This window comes from Phyllobacterium sp. P5_D12, from assembly GCF_054049495.1.
In genome coordinates, this window is record NZ_JBFUMG010001177.1 from 1 (window position 1) to 558 (window position 558).

Here is a 558-nt window from a genome sequence, read left to right on the forward strand (position 1 = left end):
TGCCGGCGACGTAAAACTCTGAAACAGAACGATCATCGCCCATGGTCTGGAGGATGAACAGCTCCTCCGCCAAGGTCGTGGCCGTCCTCATGCGCAATTCCATCGCCGGTTTGGCACGGCTGTCGAGAATGGTGATATCGGCATCCGCCCCCGCCCGCAGCGAACCGATGCGATCCTCAAGACCTAGTGCCCGGGCATTGCCGAGCGTCATCATGTAGTAGGAATTGAATGGTGAGAGGCGCTGGCCCTGTACATGCAAAACCTTGTAGGCCTCGCTCATCGTCTCGAGCATTGAGAAGCTGGTCCCGCCGCCCACATCGGTCGCAACAGACGTGCGTGCACCGAGCTCTTTGAACCGACCTTGGTCAAACAAGCCACTGCCGAGGAACAGATTGGAGGTCGGGCAGAAAACCGCAACCGACTTTGTCTCGGCGAGTGTCGTGAGTTCCCGATCCGAAAGGAAAATGCAATGGCCCAGCAGCGTCTTGGATCCGAGAAGATCATAGTTCGCATAGATGTCGGTATAGTCCTTAGCCGACGGATAGAGCGAAGTTGCAT

The 558-nt window shown here is 56.8% G+C and carries 1 protein-coding gene; it reads right to left on the bottom strand.

The genetic code is table 11. From position 1 onward, the window contains the following. Nucleotides 1-558, bottom strand: a 558-nt coding sequence (locus ACXJ5O_RS29365) for an amidohydrolase family protein (protein WP_457302973.1), incomplete at both ends; no start/stop codon positions are given.